The sequence below is a fragment of the Marinomonas sp. TI.3.20 genome (assembly GCF_038155025.1).
Lineage (GTDB): Bacteria > Pseudomonadota > Gammaproteobacteria > Pseudomonadales > Marinomonadaceae > Marinomonas > Marinomonas flavescens.
Window position 1 is genome coordinate 1 of the sequence record NZ_JBAKAS010000142.1, and the last position, 253, is coordinate 253.

Annotated in this window: 1 protein-coding gene; it reads right to left on the reverse strand. The window is 45.5% G+C overall.

What is annotated here, in order from left to right; all coding sequences use genetic code 11:
- Positions 1-4 precede the first annotated feature (4 nt).
- Complete coding sequence (locus V6259_RS19925) at positions 5-151, reverse strand: hypothetical protein (RefSeq protein ID WP_341586008.1); 147 nt, start codon at positions 149-151, stop codon at positions 5-7.
- Between the last annotated feature and the right edge of the window lie 102 nt (positions 152-253).

The following is a 253-nucleotide window of genomic DNA, read 5'->3' on the forward strand; positions in this document are numbered from 1 at the left end:
ACACTCAGAGCAAGGGCGATTTCAACGGGTTGTCTGCGAACAGTAGCTTCCATCGTCTTGGGATCAAGTCGGCGGTGTCTTTTGCTGGGTGCTGGCTTACTCGTTGCAAGACATCCGTCAGATAAACGTGAGCGTCGGCTAAACCCCACATAGCAGTCTCTTCCAAAAACCATAAAGTCTTTCATTTTTTAAATTGGAATAAAAGACTCATGTTTACGGCTTCTGATCAACTTAATGTGACCCTCATTTGTGG

Coding starts and splice junctions, on each gene's coding strand:
- V6259_RS19925 (WP_341586008.1), bottom strand. CDS start 151: ATGTGGGGTTTAGCCGACGCTCACGTTTATCTGACGGATGTCTTGCAA.